This window comes from Acetobacterium carbinolicum (assembly GCF_047456275.1).
Taxonomy (GTDB): Bacteria; Bacillota; Clostridia; order Eubacteriales; family Eubacteriaceae; genus Acetobacterium; species Acetobacterium carbinolicum.
In genome coordinates, this window is sequence record NZ_CP173357.1 from 2,335,712 (window position 1) to 2,359,569 (window position 23,858).

Consider the following 23,858-nt stretch of genomic DNA (forward strand, 5'->3'; position numbering starts at 1 on the left):
AATAAACGTTTTTTTTAACATACTCCCTACGGACTAAAAAAAATACAGATTTGAAGACGATTCGCCTTAAGGAGTGTCCATGGTTAGTTTACCATATTTACCAATAGTTAAAAGCAAAAAAGAAAATTTTCTATTAAATTAATTCTCTGGTTACGGTTTCATAATAAACAACTGGTTCGTGCGGTAAAAATTTCAAGCGGGTCACCCGTTCCCGAGCACAATTTTTTATCAGCTTGTGCATCGGTACGAATCACCCGCAATTGTAATTCTATCAGTATTATTTTGTTATCTTTAGTATTTTTTTGTTAACTAAATTTCTAAAGCCGATGTTCCATAAAAAGCGCATTCATAGATTTTTTTCACATCTTCCGGGGATGACTGTCTGGGGTTCGTCAATGTGCAGGGATCTCCAAAAGCATTTTTACTCATTCTGTCAATCACTTCAAGGTATTCTTTTTCATTGATTTCAACTTCATCAACTTCTTTTAGCGTCAATGGAATGTTTAAACGTTTATTTAAATCTTGAATAGCGACCGTTAAGTTTTCAATTCCTAATTGTTTTTCCAATTCTTCAACTTTATTGGTTGCTTTTCGATTGTAATCAATAATATATGGCATTAATATCGCATTTGCAAGGCCGTGGGTAATTCCAAATTCACCACCAATTTTATGTGCCAGACTATGAATAAGACCAAGTGAAGCATTTGTAAAGGCCATCCCGGCAAGTGCTGAGGCATTATGCATATCTTCTCTGGCTTTAATATCATTGGGTTGTTTAAACGCCACTGGCAATTGTTTTAATACCAGCCGAATCGCTTCATAAGCTAATGGATCTGTAAAACTTGTGGCTTCTGTTGAGACCCAAGCTTCCACAGCATGAGCCAATACGTCCATGCCCGTATTGGCTGTAATATGAGCTGGCATTTTCGAGGGAATGACAGCATCTAGTAAAGCGATGTCTGGCGTCATTTCATACGATACCAAGGGGTATTTTATATGGTTTTTAGTGTCGGTAATCACTGAAAAGGCGGTAATTTCTGAGGCCGTTCCGCTGGTTGAAGGCACTGCGATAAATTTTGCCTTTGTTCTAAGCTTTGGAAACTTTCCAGCAACCAGATCTTCAAAAACAGTGTCCGGATATTCATAGTATACCCACATGATTTTAGCCGCATCTAATGCTGATCCACCACCAATGGCAACGATCCAGTCCGGACCAAATTCTGCCATTTCCTGGCCCCCACGAACGACTGTTTCAATTGATGGATTTGGCTCAACGCCATCAACAATAGACACTTCCATGCCTGCTTTTTCGAGCTGTGCTTTTGCTTCATCCAGGAATCCATTCTTTCTCATTGAGCTGCCACCAGTGACAAGTGTCGCTCTTTTACCTTCAAGCCCCGCTAAATATGAAAGTGCTCCTTCCCCAAATACGATGTCTTTTGGAACTCTAAACCAATTTAATCCCATTTTGTTTCCTCCTTATAATTTTTTTAATCCATTATCCCTAAATCTTACCACTACTTTGTTGACATATTCTAATCGTCATTTTCGTTTAAACAATCATTGGCTAATCTAATCCAGGATTGGATACGTCTGTAAAGCACATTCCCTTTAGAATAACCACCTGCCAGCCTATTCGTATAATCGATTACATCTTTAAGTCTCGTCACATTTAAACTGTGCACCGCAAGTTCACCTCTTCCTCCTTAATTTCATGATAACACCGATTTTATCATTTTTCAATGAAACCTTTACCATCAATACATATCTATTTTGTTGTTGTTCTATATCATATTTAATATCCCTCTTAACTCGGTCCTGAATAACTTACACTTACTTCTTCTTAATGACTTCTTCAGCTGCCTTTTCGTGTTCCTATACCTTATTAATGGGGCACACCAAAAACCGATGGCCGCCATCCACGTTTTAACGATTAAAATTTGCGCACTTAAAAAGACCCTTGAAAAAATGTCTTCAAAGGGTCTTTGTTTTATTAATAAGGTTTATGTTTTATTAAGATCTCACAAATGTTGACTATTTAGACCGAAAGAATCTTTCCGCCCCGCTGCAAACCAGTATCTCCAGATCGGACGAACTCTAAAATACCATAGGGTTCAACCATTTCAAAGAAGCCTTCAATTTTATATCGGGTACCGGTAATTTCAATGACCAGACTTTCTCTGGATACATCAACAATATTGGCCCGGAACATATTGGCAATCTCGACAATCTGAGAACGGGTGGTGTCATCTGCCTTCACCTTAATAAAAACCAACTCTCGAATAATGGAATCATCGGGTTTAAGTTCAATAACCGTAATCACATCAATGAGTTTATTTAATTGTTTCTTTATTTGGGTTAGAATTTGATCGTCTCCGGTAACAGTAATGGTAATCCGGGAAAGCTCGGCATTCTCGGTAGTACCTACTGTCAAGCTGTCAATATTATAACCGCGTCGTGCAAAAAGCCCTGAAATGCGGCTTAATACACCAAAATTATTTTCTACCAGTAATGATAAACAGGTTTTTTTCTCCATAACCATTCTCCCTATATTCTTATGAAATCCGGATGAACCTGGCATTGAATCAAGGTCGGGCCCTGGTGTTTAATCGCTTCCGGTAGCACCTTGTTAAAGTCGACGTTTTTATCAACCTTATAATTTTTTATACCATAGGCTTCAGCCAGCTTCATAAAATCAACGTCAAAATTAATATCCGTTCCGCTATAATGTCCTTTTCCATAGTTATCAAACTGTAGCTGCCGTACCATCCCCAGCTTGGAATTGGTAATCAGAATGATATTAACATTTAACTGATGTTCAGCAATGACTCCCAGTTCACCCATACTCATCTGGAAACTGCCATCACCGCAGACGATGAAAATTTCCTTAGGCTTGTCTAGGGTTGCGAAAGACGCACCGCAGGCTGCTGGAATACTGTAGCCCATCGTCCCTAATCCACCAGAAGTATAGTATTTTCGGTTTTTAATAATCTGGTAATACAAGGCCGACCAGATCTGATTTAATCCCACATCACCGACAACCGTCGCGTCATCCGCGGTCATTTCAGACATATCCTTAAATAGTATTTTTGGATTGATCAGATCGCTACAAGGAGGATCGGCATCATAAACGAGCGGATTTTCACTGCGAATGTTTTCGATTTCAGCAAGCCAGGCGTTATGTTCTACTAAGGTATCTTTTTGAATCAGCTCCGATAAAACAGTCTTTGCATCCCCAACAATCGGAATATTTGTTTCCATGTTTTTGCCAATTTCCGCTGGATCGATATCAATATGAACAAAATCGGTGTCTTTTTCAAATTTAGTCAGATGGGATGTGGCCCGGTTGGACATTCGGGCACCAATATTAATGATTAAATCGGCACCGTTCATTACAACATTGGAATACTTATAGCCGTGGCTACCGACAATACCACAGTATAGTGGATGATCTTCCGGAAACGCACCAATCCCCATCAGTGAGGTAATTACCGGAATCTTGTTTTTCTCAGCAAAAGCAAGCAGTTCCTTTTGAGCCTTTCCCAGCACAACGCCACCACCAGCATAAATAACTGGTTTTTCCGCTTCTTTAATCTTTTTGATGGCTCGTTTAATCTGTCCGCTGTGGCCGTTTAAATTGGGTTTATACCCCATAATGTCAACCTTGTCACAAGTCAGCCCGGTTTTAACATTTTCAAGCTGAACATCTCTGGGAATATCGATCAAAACTGGCCCGGGACGACCTGTTGACGCGATGTGAAAAGCTTCTCTAATAATTCTCGGAATGTCCGCCGCACTCTGAACAAGATAACTATGTTTTGTAAAGGGAGCGGTTGCACCAGTGATATCTGCCTCCTGAAAGGCGTCTGTTCCGATCAGCGCCCGATCCACCTGGCCGGTGATGGCGACAATTGGAATTGAATCAAGGTAAGCGGTTGCAATACCTGTTACCAGATTAGTTGCACCAGGTCCGGATGTTGCTAAACATACGCCAACACGCCCAGATTCTCTGGCATATCCACTCGCATAATGGGGTGCTGTCTGTTCGTTGCGCACTAAAATATGCTTTACCGGAGATGTTCTGAATGCTTCATAGAGAGGCAGCAAGGCACCTCCCGGATAACCAAACACATACTCAACATTTTCTCGTTCGAGACATTTTAAAATTAATTTTGATGCTAACAGTGGAATCACTCCCTTTTTAAGTATTTCAAAATATCATATTAAAATTTACGTATTTTGTCAATGCTTTTTTCTCTTTAAAAAGAAGATATTTTGGACAAAAGCAAATGAAAGTTAGTCTTTATAAATTGTTAATTTTCCCAGGAGTGGCGTTTTGACTGAAATAGCGCCGACCGGGCACATTTCCTGACAACAGTAACAGCGTATACAACGGCTGTAAAAATACAACGGATATTTTCTGCGCTTGCGATTAACAATGCGGATGGCTTTTTTCTCAACCGGACAGCTCGCTTCGCAGATGCCACAACCGATGCACTTTTCCTTATCAACCACCGGCTTTTGAATAATAAAATCCTGTATCGGTTTAAAAAACGAAAGGGTCGATGGTTCACCTTCATGGACAGGAATCCGAACCACATCAAAGTCAGGCTTATAAAATTTTTCGAGGGGTTCTCCCAACATTTCGATGTTTTCTTCGGTCCAGTAGCCCAGCTCCATTTCTTCACCATAGGTAATGGTTGGGATAAAGGTGGGATCCAGATTGATCATTCTGGCAAAAGTCGCATCTAAAGCAACGGGATCGTCAGATACAAGCAACACCTTCATGGGAACGGGTTTTCCCGATGCCGGCCCATTACCTTCCATGGCAACAATTCCATCCATCACAAAAAGCCTCAGCTTTGGGATCAGATAGCGATTCAAATCTACCAACATTTTTGAAAAAATTCTGACATTCGGATAATGGGCATGGGACATCCCTTTATTTAATCCGTAGACGCAACCGAATTGGTTTTTGATCGCCCCGGTGATCCGGGTCAGGCCATGGGTTTTCATTTTTGAAAGACTGATGATGGCATCGCTCTCTAAAACCCCCTGGGCGATATCAAATTTCTTGGTTCCGATGCCAAGCAGGAAATCCATCTGCTGACCGCTACTGAAATCTTTTAAGGGTACCTCATACTGCGCCGCAATGGCCGCGAGACCGCTTTCTTTCGCAGCTCCGGCGGGAGAACCAAAGCCAGGCGAATCGCCATAGAAAAGGCGGTTGTAATCTGCCTCTTGTAGCAATCGGATCATCGCTTCAAATACTGCTGGATGTGTGGTAACCGCAGCGTCTGGCGTTTTTCCTCTGAGTAGATTGGGTTTGAGCAAAATCCGCTCTTGCCTGTTTACGAATTGTTCAATCCCGCCAAGAAGTTCCACAGCTGACTTTAGTTTTTCATAAACCAGTTCATTGTCATAGGATTCACACCCCATAATAACGACCCGGGATTTTTTATTTTCCATTTTTCTCAATGCCTCTTTCTGTTATCCTGATTTTTTTCTCTTTTAATAATTTACCCACCGCACGCTTAAAAGAACTCTTACTCATATTAAATTCTTTTTTTATTATAAATGCATCGGTTTTATCATTATACGGCAAGAAACCTTGACTTTCGTTTAACTTTGTCAGAATAACAACAGCATCTTTAGGTATTTCTTTATAAGCTTTTTTATTGGGACTCAAGACCAGTTTTCCGTCGTTTCGGATTTCGGATACCCGGGCATGGATTTTTTCCCCGCAATGTATGTCTGAATTTGCATCTTTGATCAGAATTAAGCCGTGATACAGATTATCAATAGCCACAAAAGCACCAATTTCCGGATTAATCTGATACACATAGCCTTCAATCCAATCCCCCAATTTGTAGGGCCCACCGACTTTCAGTAGGGGATAGATTTTCATGGTCGCACATAAGCGGTCACTTTTATCGGCATACAGATTAACCAGGTAGTCTCGGCCTTTTTGCACCTTGACGGTTTGCTCATTGTAAGGAAGTAAAAGATCTTTCTCCAGTCCCCACTCCAAAAAAGCGCCTACTTTGGTAACATCTGCAACCTTAAGCACTGCAAATGAGCCTAATTGGATTTTCGGTTCTCGAGTCGTTGAAATCAGACGATCCTTAGAATCCCGGTAAATAAATACGTCGATTTGATCACCAGCTTTAGCATTCTTTTGCACTTCTTTTTCTGGCAACAAGACCACGTCGGTTGTATCAAATCCATCCGATAAATATGCTCCAATGGGCGTTATCCGTTCAATTGTCAATGTTTGTACTTTTCCTATTTCAATCATTTTTTCACCTCTTATACTTTAGTAGTTAGGCATAAAAAAGGCCGTGTTCATCACACAACCCCTGACATACCAATTATTTCATATTTTTTAATTCACGCCGATTCTGTTCAATTTGATCGTTTAATTCTTTTAACTGTATCTGAAAACTATAGAGTAGCTTATCAGCATAGTTTTGCGTGCCTGTTTTTAAAGCCTTCGCACTTGTGTTTGCGTTTCGCATAATCTCATTAGCATTAGCGGTCGCGGTTTTTGTTATTTCATTGGTGTCAATTAATTCTCTAAGTCGCTTTTCAGCCTCAGCTTTGATATGGTCAGCTTCACTTTGGGCTGCAAAAATAATTTTTTTCCGCTCGGCAACAATTTTTTTTGCTTCTGCCAGTTCTTCTGGCAGTGAATCCCTGATTTCATCAATAATTTCGATCACTTCTTCAGGATTTACTAACGCTTTTGATGAAAAAGGAAGCGTGTTTCCTTTTTCCACGACTTCTTCTAATTCTGCTAATAAGTCAAGTACCCTCATTTCATACATCCTTCCTCATACTTCTTTTGTATCGCTTTCTCTACACTTTTTGGTAAAAAATCAGATACGTCGCCCTGATATTTAACAAGTTCCTTTACCAACGTCGAGCTTAAATACGAATGTTTATTACTTGTTATCATAAAAAATGTTTCAATCTCATTATCAAGATGCTTATTGGTTAATGCCATTTGAAATTCATATTCAAAATCCAAAAAAGCCCGAAGCCCCTTGACAATGATATTGGTTTTTCTCATTCTGACATAATCGATCAGAAGTCCGTCATAAAAATCAACCTCAACGTTTTCGATTCCAGAAAGAACATTTTTAATCAACGCGACCCGTTCTTCACAGGTAAAAAGATAATTTTTGCTGCTGTTAACCATCACACAAACGATCACCTTATCGAATATTTTTGCTGCTCTTTCAATCATGTCAAGATGACCTTTGGTTATGGGATCAAAACTCCCGGGGTAAACTGCAATTTTTGTGTTCATAATTCTCCCTAGAATAATAACTAATTGTCGTGATACCATACTTTTTTGATTTGTAACACGTTAATTTATTTTTTACTAATGGCATTATAACAGATTTTTCTGTTTCTATCACTAATTTTCCATTTTCAGTCAGAATTTCTTTTTCAGAAATCATTTCAAGTAATTGGTAAATCTCATCGACCTGACAGTAAGGAGGATCCATAAAGATAATGTCACACTGGACCTGATCGCGGGTCAGCATTTCCACCCCACTGCGGGCAGACTGATTAAATACCCGGGACCGGTCTTCATAACCCAACAGATCAATGTTTTTTTTTGTTGTTTTTATACTTTCACTGGAGCAATCAAAAAAATACCCCAACGCCACGCCGCGACTCAACGCTTCCAGACCCATCGCCCCCGTACCCGAAAACAAGTCCACAAATACGGCTGCTTCTCTAATTTCATTCTGGAGACTATTGAAAATTGCCCCTTTGATTTTGTCTGCTGTTGGTCGGATCGTATCACCAGTGATCGTCACCAATTTTTTTCCACGCTTCTCCCCGGCAATTATTCGCATTTTTCCTCCTAGTTAAATGATATATCTGCTATCTCAATATAAAATGATTTTAATACGTCGTGTTGAAAGGTCATCATTTCCTGACTGGTAGATTCAAAAATAACCTCGGCGATCTCTTTTGTTCGTTTAATCAAGACCAGTTCCTGGGTGGGATCAAGTAAACCCAATTTGGGCAAGCCGTGCTGTTTAAACCCAAAATAATCTCCTGGTCCCCGCAATTTAAAATCCTCGTCGGCAATCTTTCGTCCGTCACGATTGTTTACAATCACCTTCATCCGGGCCAGGGTATCTTCGCTTTTAGAATTGGTGACCAGAAAGCAAAAAGACTGATGATTTCCCCGCCCCACCCGACCACGCAGCTGATGGAGTTGGGATAGCCCAAATCGTTCGGCACTGAGAATAATCATTGTACTAACGTTAGGCACGTCAATACCAACCTCAATAATACTGGTTGCCACCAGACAATCGATCTGACCCTGATTAAATGCCTGAATGATCGCTTCTTTAGTCTCACTTTTTAGACGACCATGAAGGCATGCCATTCGATATTTCGGATCAATTTTTTGTAGTAATTCCAAATACACCGATTCCGTATCGCGAACCTCTAGAAGCTCATCTGATGCCTCGATAAATGGACATATCACAAAGGTCTGCCGACCTTTTGACATTTGCTCCTCGACAAAGCCCAGAATTTTATACAGTGACGCTTCATTATAGCAGTAGGTTTTAATCGGTTTTCGGCCTTTGGGCAGTTCATCGATATAAGAAACCGACAAATCTCCGTACAGGATCAAAGCCAGGGTTCTCGGGATTGGCGTAGCACTCATAACCATGGTGTGGGGCTTTCTACCTTTTAATGCTAACTGACTCCGCTGCTTTACCCCAAAACGATGTTGTTCGTCGGTGATCACCAACCCCAGGTTATAGTATTCCACCGACTGTTGAATCAGCGCGTGGGTGCCGATAATTACCGATACTGCTCCCTTTGCTACCCGCTCAAGAATTTCGCGCTTCTCTTTGGCTTTGAGACTTCCGGTTACCACTTCCACAGTAATGCCGGCGTTTTTTAAAAGGTCAGCAAAGTTACGACCATGCTGCATAGCCAATATCTCAGTTGGAGCCATGTACGCTGTCTGATAGCCATTTTGTGCCATCAGACAGGCCGCAATCACCGCAATAACGGTTTTACCAGATCCCACATCACCTTGAACCAGCCGATTCATGACCTGGCCGCTTTTTAAATCAGCAATCATGTCACCAATTACTGAGCGCTGACTGGCAGTCAGATCATATGGCAAGCTGCCAATAAAGGGCTCTAAACCGGCAAACAGATTAATGTCAATATCCGAGTACCTTTTTTCCCGGGCCCCGGCCATGATCCCCATATTTATTTTTAGTGCTTCATTGAATTTGAGCCGGTCAATCCCCCGAACAACATCTTCAGGCTTTTTCGGAAAATGAATCGCCTTTAAAGCACTTTTCATATCCAGCAATTTTTCAGAGGAGCGGATTTCCGCCGGCATCGCGTCAGGCACCTCAAGTTCGGCCGTAAAGAGTTGACTCAAGGTTTTGGGTATAACGCTACCGGGAAGCCCCTGAATCTTGCGATACACTGGTGTCAACTCAAAGAAATTACCCGGATGATTGGCACTCACAAACTGCGGATTAGTGATCTTTATATCCCCATGGTTTTTTTTCACCTTGCCATAGAAATAATAATCCTGATTCTCCTGGAAGGACCCTTTTAAATAGGGTTGATTAAAAAACACCGCCGCGATTTTTTTTTCTTCCCATAGTAGCGGCACTGAAAAAATCGATAGATTTCCCCGTATTCGATTGAGCCGACCACGATCTAGAATAGTCGCTTTAATCGAAATTTCCTGATCCTCATAAACTTGTGCCGAACTCCCAAAGACGTTTCGATCAATGTATCTTCTGGGATAATATGACAGTAGATCACCCACTGATTTAATTCCGGCCTTCTCCAGGGCTTCACGCCGCTTGGGTCCGACTCCTTTTATTTTTTCCAGTGAATCTTCCCATTTCATCATTTTTCCTCATATTTATCTTGTACTGGCCCGATTTAAGACTACTCCACTGACACGATATAATAATACAGGGGTTGTCCACCGTAATGCATTTCTACATCGCATTCTTCAAAACGATCGGCCAGTTCCTCAGCCAGTGCATTCGCGTCGTCTTCGGAAACATCTTTTCCGTAATAAATCGAGATCAGCTCGCTATCCGCGTTTACCATATCACTGAGCAGTTCTTTGGTAACGTCCTCAATATTTTTCCCGGTGAACTTTATTTCGCCCCCGCTAATCCCGATAACATTGGATTTCTTGATTTTTAAGCCATTGATTTTTGTATCTCTGACGGCATAGGTTACTTCCCCAGTAGCGACTTGTTTAATCGCTTCTGACATGGCCGAAGCATTCGCTGCGGCGGCTGTTTCAGGAGAAAACGCCAACATCGCAGCGATACATTGGGGAATATTTTTTGATGTGATGACGTGAACCTGCTTATCCGATATTTCGCTGGCTTGCTTGGCGGCCATAATAATATTGCTGTTGTTGGGAAAAATAAAAATGGTTTGGGCATTCAGTTTATCCACTTCGTTCAAAAAATCCTGGGTGCTGGGGTTCATCGTCTGACCGCCGGCAATAACCCGAGTTACCCCAAGGTCTTTAAAGAGCTTGGTTAGTCCCTCTCCAGGTGAAACAGCAATAAACCCATAGGGTATTAAGGTGTCATCTGCTTTTTTTCCCTTGGCCGCAAATTGTTCCCGCATGTTGTCAATTTTAATTCGGATTAAGCCCCCGAGACTTCCAGCCCGCTCCAATGCCAGGCCTGGATTGTCGGTATGCAGATGGACCTTAACGATCGCATCATCCTTGACGACGACGACGCTGTCTCCAAGCGTATTTAAATACGTTCTTAATTCTCCTTCATCCACTTCTTCAGCTTCTTTAATAATAAACTCAGTACAATAGCCAAAGGTAATATCTTCTGGTTTCATATGCGAGTCATCGACAAACTTGTCCAGATTACTTGGCTTAATCTCCAGCTCCACACCCAATTCTTCGTTTAACAGGGCTTTTAATGCTCCTTCGACAATACAAATAAGGCCCTGTCCCCCTGCATCAACTACACCCGCTTCTTTTAACACCGGAAGTAAATCCGGAGTTTTTTTAAGGGTGACCTTACCGTGAGCAATGACATCCGTCATAAAGTTTTCCAGGTTGTCGTAAGTTGAGTATTTCGCCATGGCAAACTCGCCCATTTCCCGAGCAACGGTAAGAATTGTGCCTTCGGTGGGTTTCATGACGGCCTTATAAGCGACATCTGACGCCAGTTTTAAAGCACCAGCCAGTGATGGGATATCCAGGTCTTCCCGGGCTTTGCAGCCTTCTGCAAAGCCTCTTAACAATTGTGAAAGAATGACCCCCGAATTTCCTCGTGCACCAATCAAGGCCCCTGACGAGGCTGATTTGGCCACACTATAGACATTCAATTTTTCTATTTTATCAAATTCAGAAACCGAATGACTAAAGGTAAGCGACATATTTGTTCCAGTATCACCATCCGGCACCGGAAAAACATTGAGTTCATCCACTATTCGTTTATTGATTTCTAAATTTTTAGCCCCATAACGAAACATTTTTATGAGCATTTCACCGTCAATTGTCTGGGTTTTCATTCTGTCCTCCATCTACACACGCACGCTGACTACATTTACAGAAATACGTTTTACTTTTAGTGATGTTTCTTTTTCAACTCGATATTTTACATTGGATATGATATTTTCAGCGACAACTGAAATTTTAATCGCATACTCGACAATGACATACAAATCAATCACTAATCGATCATCTTCGATGATTACACCGACACCTTTATTGGCCTGATCACCTGAAAGAATTTCAATCAAGCCGTCTTTTCCCCGTTTATGTGCCATTCCGACCAGACCATAGCACTCCATCGCAGCGTTTCCGGCAATATCTGCAATTGCTTTTCGGGTAATATCAATATATCCTAATTCACTATTTACTTTCATAAAATTGCTCCTTCTTTTGTTATTTATCTATTTTACATAATAATTCCACTTAAGTCAAAATTTCTGTTGCTTTATTTTTTATTTTCATGATATAATACACCTTGTTTTATAAAAGGTAAGCGTAAGGGAGGTTATGTCATGGCTAAAGAATGTTTTGTATGTAAAAAAACCGTTGTTAGTGGCAACCAGGTTAGTCATTCAAATAAACACAATAAACGAGTTTGGAAACCCAATTTGCAAAGAATTAAAGTTGTAATTGAAGGTACACCACAACGAATTAGTGTTTGTACACGTTGTTTGAGATCCGGTAAAGTCGAAAGAGCTTAGGCTCTTTTATCTTCGGAACAATAGTTGAAGAGTCTTTAATGAGACTCTTTTTTCTTGTGTCAAAGCAAAATGCCAAACGAGCACACTGCTCGTCTGGCAGCTGTTTGACAGCGATCTAATTTCCACGCTGCTTAACATCTTACTGTTTGTACATTCTTCTCACTTTTTTAATCTTTCGGAATAACCATCAACAGCGTTCCCTTTTTTAAAATGATCTGCTGAGTGCTTTTATTTGTCACATTGCTGATGCCATACGGTTTGTCCATGACCATTTGTCCTGCAGTGATGGGATACTCAAATCCGGTAATCGTCAGCTCCTCGACATCGCCATCAATTGGCAATAACGAAATAATCGTACCGATCGGAAAGTGAAATTCTGTTGTTCTACCAATTAAGCGAATGCGATTATTTTCATTAACTATTTCAGCTTCAATTCCAACATCCATAAAGCGCTTCAGCAAATAGATATTGGCAAGGCTATGATCCATCCGGGAACCCAGGCCACCAAGGATAACAACCTCACTTGCCCCTTTTTCTATCGCATGAGAAATTGCCAACTCAGTATCTGTTTCATCTTTTTTAGGCGGATACGACGCATACCTGGTTTCTTTATAAAATGCTTTTGTTTCCGCCGTAATCGAATCCATATCCCCAATGATAATATCAGGGTAAATGTTTAGTTCTCTGGCGTAATTCGCTCCACCATCAGCACAGATCAGATAATCTGCCTTGATTTTATTTACATAATTCGCGTAAAAAACTTTATTATGATACTCACCATTTGTAAAAATGATCGCTTTCATCAGTATTGATCCTTTTTTATTTCATCCAATAAACTTAAATAATGTTCGTATCGAACGGCACTGATTTTTCCCGCCGCAACAGCTTCTTTTACATCACAGCCTGGCTCTTCTTTGTGGAGACAGCTTTTAAATCGGCATTCCCCGCGGGAGAATTCTGGAAAGTACTCCCGCAATTCTTCCGGTTTGATCATTTCCGAAATCTGGTAAGATGAAAACCCAGGGGTGTCTAACAAGAAACCACCGTTTTTAGTTTCTAACAATTCCACATGACGGGTCGTATGTTTCCCTCTTTTTAATTTCTGACTCAGGGTGCCGGTCTCCATGGTTTGGTCTGCACATAAGTAATTTGCCATGGTCGATTTACCAACTCCTGACGGGCCGGCCATAAAAGCTGTTTTACCGCCTATTTCGCCGATAATCTCATCCATGGTGCCGGTATCATTGTGACTGAAAAAAAACAGTTTATACGGCGTTTTTTCGTAGATTTCTTTAATCGCCGTTTCGTCCACAGAACTTGTCAAATCTCTTTTAGTAAAGCAGACAACCGGTGTAACATTTTGAATCTCCGAACTAATTAATAGCATATCAAGAAGTAATAAATTCGGTTTGGGATGTGTCATTGAAAACACAATCAGGCCAATATCAACATTGGCCACAGGGGGTCTGATAAAGATGTTTTTTCGCGGGAGAATCGATTCGATCATCCATTCTCCAGGGTTATCGGATTGAATCATCACTTCATCACCAACGGTTGGTATGATTTTCTGGTGCCTTAAGACACCTCTTGCCTTACACTCCAACACCTCATGGCCGTGATTTGTTTTAACATAATAGAATCCGCCAATGCCCTTAATAATTTTTCCCGTTACCTGTTCGTTTGATATCAATCTAATCCTCCTTGCGCAACTTTTCTCTCTTCTGATATCGCTACATCTGAAAATTAAATACGGGTCTGTATAATCAATTGAAACATTGTTCCAGTCGAACCTTTCATGGAAATGTACGAATTGAATGCTTAATTGTTATATAAACCCGTAGTATCAGTTCAGTTTTAATCAACCAATTATTTATCTTTAAAAATCAATATAGCCCGTTCCAACGCTGGATCCATCAATAAATACCTCATAGGTTTCGCGATCAATACCCTCGACATTGACTGAAAAGACGTCGTCAGACAGATTTGTTCCTTCATAAATTACCGTTTCGGTATTATCTGCCGCAGTTAAAACAACTCTAACCTTAACCGATTTTGCTGGAGTCGTTTGAATATACTCACTTAAATCAATGGTCAATTTCTGCGTCGATTTCTTCCCGCTGCTGATAACAATCGCTACATTTGATCCGTTAGCAACCTGATTCCCATCGGTGGGAGACTGTTTCATAACCATTCCTTTGGTATAATCACCACTGGTTTCATAGCTAATTGTTCCAACTGTCAACCCCGCCTTCGTAATGGTATTTTTAGCATCGGCTTCCGTTTGACCAATTACACTTGGTACAGTGACTAGATTTTCGCCCTTACTTACGTAAATCGTAACCTTCGTTCCTTCATTGGCCGTCGTATTTGCGTTGGGATTCATTTGAAAAACAATGTCCGCATTATAATCGCTGTTGAACTCTCTCTTTATCTCACCAACCACAAAATTAGCCGCTTCAATTGCTTTTATTGCCTCTGTTTCACTCATCCCGATAACGGTCGGGATATTTCCGGTCTTGACTCCTTTGCTGACTGTTACCTTGACTGTTTTCCCACTTTGCAATTCCTTGCCGCTTTCCGGATTCTGAGTAATGATCAATCCCGCTTCTACTTCTGCATTATAAACTTCTTTTTCAATTTCCAGAACCAGATTTAATTTCTCCAGCGTGGTTTTCGCTTCTGTGGTCGTTTTCCCCGTTATATTCGGGACATCAACAGTTTTTCCTGAAAAGAAGGCATATGCCATAGCACTTATAGCCAGAATGCCCACAACAGCCAACACTGAAAGAAGCACCATCTTACGCTTCTTTTTTCTAGCTGCCGTTTCTTTTGGTGTTTCATAATAATATTCGTCATCATCCTCATCATCATCCGGATTAATCGTCGCATGACTGCCAGTGTTCTCAACATGAAAAAGTCCTTCTCGAATGATGTGGGTGTCATTACTCAGATGATTGCCATCACCTGCCCCAACACTTAAGTTTTCTAACAGTGCTTCAAGATCTTCCATAAGTTCATCGGTATTCTGATAGCGCTCGTCCGGTTTTTTTTGAGTCAGCTTGATGACAATCTGATTAACGCGTTCTGGTATTTTGGGCTCCAGCAACTTGGGTGGGACAATCTCTTCCTGAATGTGTTTGATCGCAATGGTGACGGTATTTTCTTCGTCAAAAGGAAGCTTTCCCGTTAACAGCTCATAATATAAAATCCCCAATGAATAGAGATCCGATCGCTCATCCACAAATCCACCCTTGGCTTGTTCCGGCGAAATATAGTGAACCGAACCCATCGTTTGATTGGTCATGGTGACCGTTGAACTGGTAATCGCCCGGGCGATTCCAAAGTCTGCAACCTTGGGAACCAGATCCCGAGTCAAGAGAATATTATGTGGTTTAATATCCCGATGAATAATTTTGTTCTCATGAGCACACCGCAGAGCATTTGATATATCCATTACAAAGCGGGTGGCCTCAATATAATCAAGGCGTCCTTTTCTCATTAAGTATTGTTTCAGGGTAATCCCATCGACATATTCCATGATAATGTAGTAAATATTATCCTGAACGCCAACGTCATAGACGCCGACAATATTAGGATGAGATAGACAGGCGACAGCTTGAGATTCCCGATCAAATTTTTTAATAAACTGTTCATTTTCAGTATACTCTTCACGTAGCACTTTAACTGCCACATAACGATTCAGTTTTAAATCCCGAGCTTTATAAACATAGGCCATCCCACCTCGTCCAATTAATTCCACAATCTCATAACGTTTTCCTAAGGTTCTACTTAGCATTTGGCACCCCTTCCAGAGGCTTAAATAGGACAACGGTGATATTGTCCTTGCCTCCGTTTATGTTTGCCAGATCGATGAGTTTTTTTGCTGCATCTTCCAGACTATTTTCCAAAATAACGGTCTTCATATCCTGGTCGCAAACCATATTAAAAAGACCATCCGAACAGATCATATAGATTGCTTCCGGATTGATCTCATAACGATAAAAATCAACATTCACTGAGTTATCGGTTCCCAGAGCCCGGGTAATTACATTTTTCTGGGGATGTATTTCTGCTTCCTCTTGGGTTATTTTTCCTTCATCAACCAGGATTTGAACAAGTGAGTGGTCTTTCGTCAGGCGGATAATTGCATCCTCTGTAATACTGTAGGTTCGGCTGTCGCCGACATGACAAATACACAAATAATTTCCATCAACGATACACATGGTCAGGGTTGTTGCCATACCCAAACGTGCGGGCTCATCGTCACCATTTTTTTTAAGTTCTAAATTAATGGCTTTTACAAAAGACATCATCTCTTCGGGATCAAAATAATTTTTAATTCCCGATAAATTATTCTTAATAAAATCGACCGCTGTTTTACTTGCTATTTCACCGCTGCGATGCCCTCCCAGTCCATCTGCCACTGCAAAAACATAAGAAAGACGATCAACATTTTTTATGGTTGCTGCCAAGTAGGCATCTTGATTTACCTTTCTCAGTGATCCAACATTGGATCCATAGGCACATTTCATACACTCACCTTATCCTCATATCTTTTTTTTCGAAGCTGACCACATGCAGCGTCAATTTCTCTTCCCATTTTTCGCCTCAACGTAACATTAATGCCGTATTTTTCCAGCTCCCCAAGGAAGTATTTTAATCGGGGACTCTCTTTATAATCCGTTTCCTGGATCTCATTTAAACCAATCAGATTCAAATGGTTTTGACTTCCTTTTAACAGTTTGATCAATCCCACGATATCTTCATCACGATCATTATAACCGTCGACTAGGGCATACTCATAGGTAATGCGTCTTCCGGTTTTTTTGAAATATGATTTACAGGCCGCCATCAATGGCTCAAACTCATAGCGACTTGCGATTGGCATCAACACTTTTCGTTGCTCTGAAAAAACAGAATGCAGCGATATGGCAAGATTAATCTGCAAATTTTCATCCGCTAAAGCTTCGATCCCCGGAATAATTCCACAGGTGGAAAGACTGATCTTACGTTGACCGATTCCAAAGCCCGTATTGGCAATACGAATAAACTTGATCACTTCATCATAATTATCAAGCGGTTCGCCAATCCCCATGATGACAACATTAGAAATTCGCATATTTTCTTCTTTTTCTACTAAATAAATCTGATCCAATATTTCTCCGGCGCTTAAATCTCTGATTTTACCGCCCCTTGTGGAGGCACAGAATTTACACCCCATGTTACATCCAACCTGTGTTGACACACATAACGAAGCGCCATGTTCATAGTGCATTAACACAGCTTCAATGTATTGACCATCTTTTTGCTCAATTAAATATTTTTTTGTACCATCATGATGATCTTCCTGCTTGGTTTGAATGCTACCATGAAATAATTCATATTTTTTTGATAACTTTTCTCTTAAACCGCAGGAAAAATTGGTCATCTCACTAAAGTTTTCACATTTTTTCTCATAGAGCCATTGATACAATTGTTGCCCACGATACCTGGCTTCACCAAGGCCGATCATGAGTCCTTCACACTCACTGATGTCTTTGCCAAAAATATTTTCCTTCATGTTTTACTCCTATACTATCAGAGAAGCATTACACTAAACGGGATGCTTTACATAGATTGTATTATTATATCAAAACAATTGAACAAATTCAATTTTTTCAAAATTCTTTTTCTCTGGTTATTGTTTATCAAAGCCCGCCCGTTACAAAACCAGCCTTGCTATTTTTTTAATAAACACATAAAAAAACTGTCGCAGCCATCGATTAGAGGGCTGGTATAGGTATAGTCATTGCCTTTGTTATCGGGAATGATCTGCAGTCGGGGAAATTTAACCAAAAGCTTTTTTATTTGATTTTCATTTTCATCTTTGTTAACGGTGCAGGTTGAATAAAGCAGCTCACCACCGGGTTTTAGATAGCGGACGGCATTTTCAAGTAAGATCGCCTGCATCTTTACCAATGCTTTGCGGCCTTCTTTGGTACTATGATATTTTATCTCCGGTTTTCGTCTGATTACCCCAAGACCTGTACAGGGAGCGTCCAATAGAATTTTATCAAATGAGGCTTCATCGGCTTGCGAAAAATCACAGCCATCCTGATCTTCAAGACTGATATTTGTACAACCCAGCCGCTGCATGCTTTGTTTGATAAGCTCCAGACGACTGGCGTATACATCCCGACCAATGATCTGTCCCTGATTTTTTATCATCTGACTCAGATAGGTTGTTTTCCCGCCCGGTGCCGCACACATGTCCAAAACCCGATCCCCCGGTTTGGGATTTAACCGCTCGACCGTCAGCATCGCGGCCTGATCCTGAATTAGAAAATGGCCATCTCGGTATAAATGAAAATTTTCAATGTTACTCTCAAAAATCCCCAGGTTAGTCAGGTGGATGGCATTGGGCGACAAGGTTCCGGGTATTACATCGACCCCGGCACCCTGAAAGTCTTTAATCAATTGATCTTGTGATGTTTTCAAAGTGTTACAGCGCACCGTAAATGGCGGTTTTTCATTTAACAGGGGAATGATTGCCTCGGCTTTTTCCACACCAAAAACTTCATAATACTTATGGACAATCCACAGTGGCACCGAATAGCGTATTGACAATGCTTCCTTTTCATTTCCCCAGTTCTCAAATTTAAATTCTTTTCCATCACTTTCAATTTTTCGCATAATGTTTCGCAGTACACCATTAATGAATCCTTTAGCCTGCGGCTGAAGCTCTGCGGCCAAATTGACTGATTCATTGACAATCGCATAATTGGGAATCTTATCCAAAAAATAGAGTTGATAGATGGCTATTCTTAATATCTCACTAACCTCTTTGTGCAACTTATTTACGGGTCGACTACTTTGCTGTTTGATTAGATAATCCAAATAAATCTGATTTTGAAGACAGCCATAAACAATATTTAAGTAAAGGCGACGGTCTTCGTCTTTAATGACAAGGCATTGCAAGGTTCTTTTGATTTCCAGATTGGAGTAGGCTCCATCATAGTCAATTTTCAGTAGTGTTTCTAAGGCAATTTTTCGAATATTTTTCAATCTCTTGAACCTCTTAATACGAGTAACCGAATCAATGTTAACAAAGCCATTAGCGCAGCCGCAACATAAGTGAGCGCCGCTGCTCTTAAAACCTTTTTAACACCAACTTCTTCTCCCGGCTGCAAGAGATTATTGTCAACGAGTGCAGTAATGGCACGCTTGCTGGCATTAAATTCCACCGGTAAGGTAACGATTGTGAAAAAGAGACTAAATGAAAAGAGAATGATTCCCAGATTCATAAACGTCACTCCCCAACCAGAGGTTTGTCCAAATAAAAGCCCGATAAAAAAAAGTGGCCAGGCTAAATTTGAGGCAAAACCAGTGATGGGCACAATAAAACCTCTAAACCGCAACGGCCAATAGCCTTCCTTGTCTTGAATTGCATGACCCGTTTCGTGAGCGGCAATCCCGACTGCTGCGACGCTTGCCTGTTGTCCTACTCCGGAAGACAAGCGCATGATTTTATGCCTTGGGTCGTAGTGATCGGTTAAATTTCCTGCCACGTTTTCAATATTGATGCTATTTAATCCATTAGCGTTTAACAGTAGACGGGCTGCGTCTGCCCCAGTCATCCCATTTTTAGTTGGCACCCTGCTATAGGTTTTGTAAGCGCTGCTTACCTGGTGCTGAGCATAGGCCGCAAAAATGATTCCCGGAACAAGTATCAGCATCGTCCAATAATACTCTAAAAAAAACATTGCATATCCTCCTTTATTTTTTAAAATCTTAGCATCGTTTCCTAAAGAACTGCTTAGACTAGTTTAAAACTGTTCCAGTCTCCATTTTTTTCCCGCGTAAAAAAACAGTGGTTTCCATCCGCTTTTTACCTGGTGCTTGCACGGAACCAATCTTTAAAGCGCCATCCCGGGTTTTCACCGCTAGTCCGCTGCGATCACTGGCGATAACAATGGTTCCCGGTTTTTCTAGCCCTTCCCAGGCGATAATCTCAGGAAGAAAGCATTTTATTTTTTGATCCCGATAAACCGCATGTGCCCCTGGCACAGGATCCGTACCGTTAATCAAAAATAGTATCTCTCGACTGCTTTTTGTCCAATTGATATGACCGGTATCTTTAAGTATTTTCTGGGCATAGGTGGCCAAGGCATCATTTTGGGGCTCCGGCGTCAGCGATCCTTCAATCAGATTTTTTACCGTTTCAATAAGTAAAGCTGCGCCTAAAACTGATAGATCACGATAGAGGCTAAAAAAAGTTGTGGTCTCCGTAATTGGACATTCCGCCTTTGCCAGCATATCTCCGGTATCCATACCTTCGGCCATTTGCATAATGGTAACACCTGTTTTTGCTCTTCCGTCGATGATCGCCCGTTGAATTGGTGCGGCGCCCCGATATTCCGGCAATAACGAGCCGTGGATATTTAAGGCGCCATAGACTGGTATCGCTAAGATTTCTTTAGATAGGATCTGTCCATAGGCCGCAACGATAAAAATATCCGCGGCAAAACGCTTTAATTGGTCAATGAATTGAGGTTCCTTAATGTTTTCAGGTTGTAAAACCGGGATTCCCAGCTCTAATGCTTTGGTTTTTAACGGAAGCATTTCAATTTTTTTACCTCTTTTGTTGGGTCGATCCGGCTGACAAATTGCTGCGACGACCTCATATCTGGCGGCTATCAAACTTTCCAGCGCAGGAACACCGAAATCGGTTGTTCCCATAAATATCACCTTAATATTTTTCATTTTTCAACTCGATCAATAAATAAAATTCCATCGAGGTGATCAAGTTCGTGGCAAACTGCTCTTGCCAGCAGATCTGAACAGAAAAGTTGAAAAACAGTGCCTTCCAGATCGGTTGCTTCAACAACTAATGATTGTGGTCGTTTGACTATCCCCGACTGTCCCGGAAGACTGAGGCAAGCTTCTTCATCTTCTTCTTCACCTTCAGTAGAAATGATAGTCGGATTAATAAAGGTCATGGGTCCATCCCCTACATCGATAACAAACAGCCGTTTTAAAATACCGACTTGGGGGGCAGCCAAACCAACCCCATCGGCTTCTCCCATGGTTTCCACCATATCGTCATTTAATATTTTTATTTTTTCATCGATTGCTTCGATAACCCGGGACTTTTTTCTAAGAATTGGGTCCTCATCAATTCTGATTTGTCGAATTGCCATTTTATCCTCCTGATTCATTGAGTCTTTTATAAATCTATATGAACAGATACCTTCGATTTTAACGCTTCTATTATACCAAGCTTAATGATTTTTGGCATTAAATTTTGAAAAACCTCTGCCTTTAATGTCTTGAGCACAATTTGATAGGTAATGTTTCCACCTTTAGTTGCTCCGACTCGCACCGGCTTGTAAACTGTATGCCCATCGCCAAACATTTTTAATTCATTTTTTATGGCAACGTACAACGAAAACGCATCGTTTTCCGCTTCTTTTTCATTCTTTTGAAAAACACTAAAACTAACCATGTTAACAATTGGCGGGTATTTCATCAGTTGACGATAGCGTATTTCACCCCGGTAAAACTCCTGGAAGTTTTCATTCTTGATGGAATAAATTGTTTCATTTTCAGGCTCATGGGTTTGAATCAGTCCCTTTGTTGTACCATCCATGGCTTTTACAAAAAAACGACTGTATGTCTGATAGACTGTTTCTGACGCCTGATAGTTCCCCTGATTAAGATCGCGATCAATCAAAACAGCGGCAGCAACACCAACATTGGTAAAATTAAAGTGTTTGATGATAACCTGGGTTCCAATTAATATATCGATCTCACCGTCGCTGATCGCCCGATTCATTTTTTTTATTTCAGTACGATTCATCGCCCCCTGGACAATTCCAATTCGCGCGTCTGGTAAAACTTTACTAAGATACTCTTCTAACTGATCGAGCCCAAAACCCATGTGTCTAATTTTTTCGCTGTTACATTTCGGACACTTTATTGGAACCGCTTTTTTGTAGCCGCAGTAATGACAATGCAATGAATGATCCTGATTGAAGTATTTTAAAGCGACGCCACATTGGGGGCATTTCTCAACATGGCCACAGTTACGGCATAAAACACTGTTGGCATAACCCTTATTATTAATAAATAAAACACCCATGCGTTTATGTAATAAGCTGGTTGTCAAATATTTAACCAGGGTTCGGCTTAAAATACCCATGTTTCCCTGGTGCATTTCCTTTTGCATATCAACAATTTCAATGGCCTGTCGAAGCTTCTGTTCGACACCAATTTGGATCTTGGCGATCTCATTTTTTTCGATTTGGTACCAAGTCGCCACCCGTGGCGTATCATCCGCGATAAGATAAGTTGCACCCATTAACGCACTCACTTTTTTAGCAATATCGGCGATATGAAACCGCGGTGTTGAGATACTGATATGTGACGGGTCGTGGTCATCATCAATAATGATCAGACCCAGATTTTGGTATGGTAAGAACAGGGCCGTTCGCACACCAATGACCACTTTAAGTTCCCCATCGCGTACTCGCCGATACAGATCTGTGCGTTCTTTTGGGGTGAGCTGCCCATGAAAAACCCCTACTAGGTCACCAAAGTACTTGTAAAACATTTCCATTCGCGAAAACGTCATATTGACTTCCGGAAAGATAACGACAGCCGACTTCCCGGATTTTAGCTGGTCTTCAATTGCTTTGAAAAACAGTCGATATTTGCTGGTCCCATCAAACACATGAAAAAAAACACCTGATTTCGCTTTCGTCAGTTCCAGGTACCGCTTGTAATTAAGCTGCTCATGAGCTGTTAAAACAACTGATCGTCTTTGCTTTTCAAATCGAGATGAATTGTATGCGTTTTGATGAGGTGAAGCCTCATATTCAATCACATAATTTTTTAAGATCAATGGGTTTAGGCTTTTTTTAAATTGTGCCGATAGCATTTTTAGATCTGCTGCCATCATATCATTATTTTGCAGACTTTTTAGTAGTTCAAGTTGCTTTTTGCCCATCCTTTTATTGCTGTCAATGGCTTCGCGTCCAAGATCAGTTAGGTGATAGCTTATTTCTCCCACAGTTTCTGCGGCAGTGGGATCACTCAGAATTCTCCATCTTTTTTTTGCAGCGAGTATTTTTCTCTCAACCAACTCAACCAAAATAACGCGGTCTTCCGGTTTTACTTTTTTTTGTCGAAGGGTCTTTTGATCTTTTGGATAATAATGCTCCAAAAACCAATTTTCTTTCAAATTCAGGTCAAAACTGCCCAGGTTTTTGTAATAATAGGTCTCATCTTTAACTTGTATTGACATCGTAAAATAAGAAAGGGCTTCATAAAATAAAGAACAATAGGTGGTCTTCATCCAAAGACACAATTCTATTTGTTCTTTATTTAAAATTGGTTGACTATCAATAATTTCCGTAATTTCTTTGATTCTACCGGTAAAATTAGTTGTTTCTTTAATTGATATAATAAAACCTTCAACCCGCCGATTTCCGATCCCGAACTGTACAACAACACGTATTCCTGCTTCAATGACTGATTCTAGCTGTTGAGGAATACGATAGTCATAGGGATGATCGATACGTTTGTTGGTCTGGTTTAAAAAAACTTCGGCAATTTTCACA

At 40.8% G+C, this 23,858-nt stretch carries 22 protein-coding genes; 1 reads left to right on the forward strand and 21 read right to left on the reverse strand.

Going from position 1 to position 23,858, the window contains the following annotated elements:
• Positions 1 to 309 precede the first annotated feature (309 nt).
• From ACIZ62_RS10825 to ACIZ62_RS10875, 11 genes are all read right to left on the reverse strand, one after another.
• Positions 310 to 1,467 (reverse strand): iron-containing alcohol dehydrogenase, encoded by a 1,158-nt coding sequence (locus ACIZ62_RS10825; protein WP_322518988.1) that lies wholly within the window; start codon positions 1,465 to 1,467, stop codon positions 310 to 312.
• Positions 1,468 to 2,038: 571 nt separating this feature from the next.
• Positions 2,039 to 2,536: an acetolactate synthase small subunit gene (gene ilvN, locus ACIZ62_RS10830; RefSeq protein WP_111886636.1), complete on the reverse strand. Its 498-nt coding sequence runs from the start codon at positions 2,534 to 2,536 to the stop codon at positions 2,039 to 2,041.
• 11 nt (positions 2,537 to 2,547) lie between these two features.
• A complete protein-coding gene (gene ilvB, locus ACIZ62_RS10835; protein ID WP_371414201.1) occupies positions 2,548 to 4,191 on the reverse strand; it encodes a biosynthetic-type acetolactate synthase large subunit in 1,644 nt (547 codons plus the stop codon).
• 105 nt (positions 4,192 to 4,296) lie between these two features.
• Positions 4,297 to 5,469, reverse strand: coding sequence for a DUF362 domain-containing protein (locus ACIZ62_RS10840; RefSeq protein WP_111886635.1), 1,173 nt, complete (start codon positions 5,467 to 5,469; stop codon positions 4,297 to 4,299).
• Positions 5,459 to 6,298, reverse strand: coding sequence for a S1 RNA-binding domain-containing protein (locus ACIZ62_RS10845; protein WP_111886634.1), 840 nt, complete (start codon positions 6,296 to 6,298; stop codon positions 5,459 to 5,461). Before ACIZ62_RS10845 ends, ACIZ62_RS10840 begins: the two co-directional genes overlap by 11 nt.
• A gap of 73 nt (positions 6,299 to 6,371) precedes the next feature.
• Positions 6,372 to 6,818 carry a hypothetical protein gene (locus tag ACIZ62_RS10850; protein WP_111889651.1) on the reverse strand — a complete coding sequence of 149 codons (447 nt, stop codon included), beginning with the start codon at positions 6,816 to 6,818 and terminating at the stop codon, positions 6,372 to 6,374.
• Positions 6,815 to 7,312, reverse strand: a complete 498-nt coding sequence (coaD, locus tag ACIZ62_RS10855) for a pantetheine-phosphate adenylyltransferase (RefSeq protein ID WP_111886633.1) — start codon at positions 7,310 to 7,312, stop codon at positions 6,815 to 6,817. The genes ACIZ62_RS10850 and coaD overlap by 4 nt, the downstream gene beginning before the upstream one ends.
• Positions 7,275 to 7,871, reverse strand: a complete 597-nt coding sequence (gene rsmD, locus ACIZ62_RS10860; protein ID WP_111886632.1) for a 16S rRNA (guanine(966)-N(2))-methyltransferase RsmD — start codon at positions 7,869 to 7,871, stop codon at positions 7,275 to 7,277. The genes coaD and rsmD overlap by 38 nt, the downstream gene beginning before the upstream one ends.
• 8 nt (positions 7,872 to 7,879) lie before the next feature.
• Entirely contained in the window at positions 7,880 to 9,922 is a 2,043-nt protein-coding gene (gene recG, locus ACIZ62_RS10865) for an ATP-dependent DNA helicase RecG (protein ID WP_242988568.1), read from the reverse strand.
• Between the two features lie 38 nt (positions 9,923 to 9,960).
• Positions 9,961 to 11,574, reverse strand: coding sequence for a DAK2 domain-containing protein (locus ACIZ62_RS10870; RefSeq protein WP_111886630.1), 1,614 nt, complete (start codon positions 11,572 to 11,574; stop codon positions 9,961 to 9,963).
• 12 nt (positions 11,575 to 11,586) lie between these two features.
• The gene (locus tag ACIZ62_RS10875) at positions 11,587 to 11,931 is read right to left on the reverse strand and encodes an Asp23/Gls24 family envelope stress response protein (RefSeq protein ID WP_111886629.1); all 345 of its coding nucleotides are present in this window, start codon (positions 11,929 to 11,931) and stop codon (positions 11,587 to 11,589) included.
• A gap of 138 nt (positions 11,932 to 12,069) precedes the next feature.
• Here ACIZ62_RS10875 and rpmB point away from each other — a divergent pair, with 138 nt between their 5' ends.
• On the forward strand, positions 12,070 to 12,258 hold the full coding sequence (gene rpmB / locus ACIZ62_RS10880; protein WP_111886628.1) for a 50S ribosomal protein L28: 189 nt from the start codon (positions 12,070 to 12,072) through the stop codon (positions 12,256 to 12,258).
• A gap of 167 nt (positions 12,259 to 12,425) precedes the next feature.
• On the opposite strand, the gene ACIZ62_RS10885 is transcribed toward rpmB, so the two are convergent.
• From ACIZ62_RS10885 to priA, 10 genes are all read right to left on the reverse strand, one after another.
• Positions 12,426 to 13,061, reverse strand: a complete 636-nt coding sequence (locus ACIZ62_RS10885) for a thiamine diphosphokinase (RefSeq protein ID WP_111886627.1) — start codon at positions 13,059 to 13,061, stop codon at positions 12,426 to 12,428.
• On the reverse strand, positions 13,061 to 13,948 hold the full coding sequence (rsgA, locus tag ACIZ62_RS10890) for a ribosome small subunit-dependent GTPase A (protein ID WP_111886626.1): 888 nt from the start codon (positions 13,946 to 13,948) through the stop codon (positions 13,061 to 13,063). The genes ACIZ62_RS10885 and rsgA overlap by 1 nt, the downstream gene beginning before the upstream one ends.
• Positions 13,949 to 14,134: 186 nt before the next feature.
• On the reverse strand, positions 14,135 to 16,054 hold the full coding sequence (gene pknB / locus ACIZ62_RS10895; protein ID WP_111886625.1) for a Stk1 family PASTA domain-containing Ser/Thr kinase: 1,920 nt from the start codon (positions 16,052 to 16,054) through the stop codon (positions 14,135 to 14,137).
• A complete protein-coding gene (locus tag ACIZ62_RS10900) occupies positions 16,044 to 16,790 on the reverse strand; it encodes a Stp1/IreP family PP2C-type Ser/Thr phosphatase (protein ID WP_111886624.1) in 747 nt (248 codons plus the stop codon). Before ACIZ62_RS10900 ends, pknB begins: the two co-directional genes overlap by 11 nt.
• Positions 16,787 to 17,818, reverse strand: a complete 1,032-nt coding sequence (rlmN, locus tag ACIZ62_RS10905) for a 23S rRNA (adenine(2503)-C(2))-methyltransferase RlmN (protein WP_111886623.1) — start codon at positions 17,816 to 17,818, stop codon at positions 16,787 to 16,789. Before rlmN ends, ACIZ62_RS10900 begins: the two co-directional genes overlap by 4 nt.
• A 158-nt stretch (positions 17,819 to 17,976) precedes the next feature.
• Positions 17,977 to 19,302, reverse strand: a complete 1,326-nt coding sequence (gene rsmB, locus ACIZ62_RS10910) for a 16S rRNA (cytosine(967)-C(5))-methyltransferase RsmB (protein ID WP_111886622.1) — start codon at positions 19,300 to 19,302, stop codon at positions 17,977 to 17,979.
• Positions 19,299 to 20,000 (reverse strand): zinc metallopeptidase, encoded by a 702-nt coding sequence (locus ACIZ62_RS10915; RefSeq protein WP_111886621.1) that lies wholly within the window; start codon positions 19,998 to 20,000, stop codon positions 19,299 to 19,301. The genes rsmB and ACIZ62_RS10915 overlap by 4 nt, the downstream gene beginning before the upstream one ends.
• Positions 20,001 to 20,058: 58 nt before the next feature.
• Complete coding sequence (gene fmt / locus ACIZ62_RS10920) at positions 20,059 to 21,000, reverse strand: methionyl-tRNA formyltransferase (RefSeq protein ID WP_322518986.1); 942 nt, start codon at positions 20,998 to 21,000, stop codon at positions 20,059 to 20,061.
• Positions 20,997 to 21,437, reverse strand: coding sequence for a peptide deformylase (def, locus tag ACIZ62_RS10925; RefSeq protein ID WP_111886619.1), 441 nt, complete (start codon positions 21,435 to 21,437; stop codon positions 20,997 to 20,999). Before def ends, fmt begins: the two co-directional genes overlap by 4 nt.
• Positions 21,438 to 21,463: 26 nt before the next feature.
• On the reverse strand, positions 21,464 to 23,857 hold the full coding sequence (gene priA, locus ACIZ62_RS10930; RefSeq protein ID WP_414150154.1) for a primosomal protein N': 2,394 nt from the start codon (positions 23,855 to 23,857) through the stop codon (positions 21,464 to 21,466).
• Position 23,858: the final 1 nt, after the last annotated feature.